At 68.3% G+C, this 4,272-nt stretch carries 3 protein-coding genes; all 3 read left to right on the forward strand.

Annotated features, from left to right (window positions below):
* On the forward strand, nt 1-819 hold an 819-nt coding region (locus tag ACFWY9_RS44685), incomplete at its 5' end, for an OB-fold nucleic acid binding domain-containing protein (RefSeq protein ID WP_378341749.1).
* Nucleotides 819-2,309 (forward strand): MFS transporter, encoded by a 1,491-nt coding sequence (locus ACFWY9_RS44690; protein ID WP_378341750.1) that lies wholly within the window; start codon nt 819-821, stop codon nt 2,307-2,309. The genes ACFWY9_RS44685 and ACFWY9_RS44690, both read left to right, overlap by 1 nt.
* 453 nt (nt 2,310-2,762) lie before the next feature.
* A complete protein-coding gene (locus tag ACFWY9_RS44695; protein WP_378330618.1) occupies nt 2,763-3,950 on the forward strand; it encodes a low temperature requirement protein A in 1,188 nt (395 codons plus the stop codon).
* Nucleotides 3,951-4,272 lie beyond the last annotated feature (322 nt).

Here is a 4,272-nt window from a genome sequence, read left to right on the forward strand (position 1 = left end):
CCTCGCCTGTCGATGATCCAGGTCCACGAAGACGCCGTCGAAGCCGTCGTCCCCCTCAAACGCCAGGAAGCCATGGGCCAGTTCGACCTCTTCGGGTCGTTTGGGGACGAGTCGGCCGAGGACACCGCGAGCGTGTCGTCCTCGTCGCCGCTGGCGCACCTGAAGTTCGGCGAGGAGGAGTACCCGCGCAAGCAGCTGCTCGCCTACGAGCGGGAAATGCTCGGGCTCTACGTCTCCGCGCATCCGCTCGACGGCGCCGAGCGTATCCTCCGCAAGCACGCGCCGAGGCCGATCGCGGCACTGCTCGCCGACCCGCCGAAGGAAGGTGAAGTGGTGATCTCCGGGCTGATCACCTCGCTGGAGCGGCGGGTCAACAAGAAGGGCGAGCCCTGGGCCATCTGCACGGTCGAGGACATGGACGCCGCGATCGAGGTGCTCTACTTCCCCAAGTCGTACGCGTTGTTCGCCGCCGACCTGATCGAGGACAACGCCGTCCTGGTCAAGGGCAGGGTGAACTGGCGCGAGGACAAGATGTCGGTGTTCGGCGGCGGGCTGGCGACCCTCGACCTGTCCGACATCGCCAACGGCGAGGACGAGCCACCGCTGGTCCTCCTCGCGGCGGCCGAGAAGATCGACCAGTCGGTGGTCAGCGAACTGAAGTCGACATTGCTGGCGCACAAGGGCGAAACCCCGGTGCACCTCAAGCTCGTCGGGCAGAAGCAGCAGACGGTGTTCGCGCTCTACGACTATCCGGTCAAGGTCACCTCGATGCTCATCGGTGAGCTGAAGGGGATCCGCGGGATCACCGCGAACAGCTGATGGCGGAGGCTTACGAACCCGATCCGCGACGGTGGAAAGCGCTTGCCGTCACCCTCGCGGCCGGGTTCATGGGCCTGCTCGACGTCAGCATCGTCAACACCGCGCTGCCCTCGATCCAGCGGAACCTGCACGCCTCCAACGGCGCCATCCAATGGGTGGTCTCCGGCTACGCGCTGACGTTCGGGCTCGTCCTGGTCTCCGGCGGACGGCTCGGCGACGCGCTCGGCCGTCGCCGGATGTTCCTGTTCGCGCTGGCCGCGTTCGTGGCGACCAGCGCGTTCGCCGGGGCGGCGCCCGACGAGACCACGCTGATCGTGGCCCGGCTGTTGCAGGGCTGCGCCGCGGGCATGCTCACCCCGCAGAACAGCGGCATGATCCAGGAACTGTTCCGGGGTGCCGAGCGCGGACGCGCGTTCGGCATGTTCGGCGCGGTGGTCGGGATCTCGACGGCGGTGGGGCCGGTGCTCGGCGGCGTCATCCTCGCGGTGTTCGGCGATCCGGACGGCTGGCGCTGGGTGTTCTACGTCAACGTGCCGATCGGCGTCGTCGCGTTCGGGGCCGCGTTGCGGCTGCTGCCCAAGACGCCGCCACGCAAGGTACGGCTGCGCAGCGAGATCGACTTCGTCGGCATCCTGCTGCTCGCCGTGGCCGTGCTCGGCGTGCTGCTGCCCCTGGTGGAGTCCGAGCAGGGCGGGCTGTCCCGGCTGTGGTGGCTGTTCGGCATCGCGGTGGTGTTCGGCTTCGCGTTCGTCCGCTGGGAACGCACGAGGGTCCGCCTCGGCAGACCGCCGCTGCTCGACATCCGGCTGTTCACCGGCACTCCGGGCTACGCGCCGGGCGCCGCGGTCGGCACGCTCTATTTCTGCGGGTTCGCCGGGATCTGGCTCGTGTTCGCGATGTTCTTCCAGAAGGGGCTCGGCTACACACCGCTGCAGTCCGGGCTGGCGGTGACGCCGTTCGCGCTCGGCTCCGCGGTGGCCGCCGCCGTGGCGGGCAGGCTGGTACCGCGCTGGGGACGGCGGCTCACCGTCACCGGGCTGTCCATGGTCGCGGCCGGGATGCTCCTGGTCGCGCTGCTCGCCACGCTGGTCCCGCCGTCGCTGACCGGCGTCGTGTTCATCGCTCCGCTGCTGTTCGCCGGTATCGGCGGCGGCATGGTGATCTCGCCGAACACGACGCTGACGCTGGAATGCGTGCCGCCCACCATGGCGGGCGCGGCCGGGGGCGCGTTGCAGACCGGCCAGCGGATCGGCACCGCGATCGGCACGGCGGTGCTCGCGTCGGTCTTCGAATCCGTGGTGGGTGCGGCACCGGGCCGGTTCCCGCTCGCTCTGTCCGTCGCGATGTGCTGCGCGGCCGTCGTCACGTGTGCCGCGCTCGTCCTCGCCGTCCTCGAACTGCGGGCCCGCCGGGCCAGGGCGGTGCTCACCCAAGGTGACAAGGATCGGCGCGACGCGGAAACCTCCGCCGCGGACATCCAGCGCGGCTGAACTGTCCGGTCCCTTACCTCAGCGTGCCTAAACTACTCAGCGCATAATCATGCTGCTCCATCCGGGTGACAGCGTCCCGGAACCACTGGTGCTACTCAGAGCAACCGGGTAGACCTAACGGGGCCTTCAGTGCGCCACTTTGATTACCTACAGTGGCAGCCCGATCGGCCTCCTGGGGATGGGGTGACCGGTCTGGGCGATGGGGTGTTCGGGGTGCGAGGGAATGGACACCGCTGTCACCTCCGGAGAAAGCGCGTCGGCGTCCGCGGGGGACCGTCCGGCGCCAGCTCGGAGGAGCCATTTCGGGTATCGGTGAGCGCGAAGGCATTGGAGCGGGCCCGGGTGAGGGGGAACCGGGCCCGCTCACCTTTCTCCCGGTGTCGCGCTCGCTCCCGCGGCCCGGACGTGTTGGGATGGCGGTGTTCGTGATCATCCCGAGCACAGGGAGCGCCGATGTCGGAGGAGTCCGCGCGACCGGGTAACCGGATCAGGGTGTGGTACCGGCCCATGCGGTCACGGGACAGTGACGAGCACCATCGCGTCGCCACCCCGCTGGAGCTGCTGTTCGACCTCTGTTTCGTGGTCGCGGTCGGCCAGGCGGGCGCGCAGCTGCACCACGCGTTCACCGAGGGACACTTCGGGCACGGGGTACTGAGCTTCGCGCTCGTGTTCTTCGGGATCTGGTGGGCCTGGCTGAACTTCAGCTGGTTCGCGTCCGCGTTCGACACCGACGACGTGCCCTACCGCGTCACGACCCTGGTGCAGATCGGCGGCGGGCTGACCGTCGCGGCCGGCGTGGAGAGCGCGTTCGACGGCGATTTCCGGGTGATGGTCATCGGCTACGTGGTCATGCGGCTGGCCTTGGTCACCCAATGGCTGCGTGCCGCCCGGTCCTCGCCCGAGCTCCGGGTCACGGCCCTGTGGTACGCCGCCGGGATCACGATCTGCCAGGTGCTGTGGGTCGTGCGCCTCGCACTGCCCGACGCGATCGCGTTCCCGGCGTTCTTCGTCATCGTGCTTGCGGAACTGGCCGTGCCGATGCTGGCCGAGAGCCGGGCCGGGACCACGTGGCACCCGCATCACATCGCCGAGCGGTACGGCCTGTTCACCCTGATCGTGCTCGGCGAGACGGTCCTCAGCGCGACGAACGCGATCCGGGAGGGGATCAAGGAGGGGCACGTCGGGAACCTGGTGGGACTGGCCGTCGCCGGACTGGTCCTGGTGTTCTCGTTGTGGTGGCTGTACTTCGACCAGCCGGGACACCGCAGGCTGAGCGGGAACCCCGGCATGCTGACGACGATGAGCTGGGGCTACGGCCACTACCTGATCTTCGCCGCGGCGGCCGCGGTCGGCACCGGTCTCGAGGTCGCCGTCGACTACGACACTCATCAAACGCATATAGCCGGACTCGCCGCCGCTCTGGTGACCACGGTGCCGGTCGCGCTGTTCCTGCTCAGCGTCTGGCTGCTGCACATCGGCCCGACCAACGAATGCCGCCCGATCGCCATCGGCTTCCCGGTGACGGCGGTGCTCGTGCTCGCGGCGTCGTTCACGCCGGCGCCGATCCACGTGACCGCGGTGCTGGCCGCCGCGCTCGTGGGTCTCACCGTCGTCGCGACCCACGGGGAGCCCGAGCCGTGACATCGACGCAGGTCAGCGCGTCGGCGCGTACTTAAGGGACCCCCCCTGTTCAGGCCCCTCCGAGGGCGTGTAAAGTTCTTCAAGTCGCCAGGGAGACCGGGCGGCCACCGGGGCCACGAACCAAGCTCCCACGCAAGTGGTAGAGTGGGTGGTCCCAAACCGGAGAGCACGTCCAAACCCTTGAGAAGCGCGAGTTTCGCGGGGTATACGGTGCGCCCTCGGGATACAAAGCTTGATGAATATCGCTTGAAGCAATTCAGTGTGTTGCTTGAGAACTCAACAGTGTGCTAGTGAACTAAGCCAGTAGAGCTTATTGTTTGAA

Origin of the sequence: Amycolatopsis sp. NPDC059027 (assembly GCF_042739735.1) — a bacterium.
In the GTDB taxonomy this organism is placed as follows: domain Bacteria; phylum Actinomycetota; class Actinomycetes; order Mycobacteriales; family Pseudonocardiaceae; genus Amycolatopsis.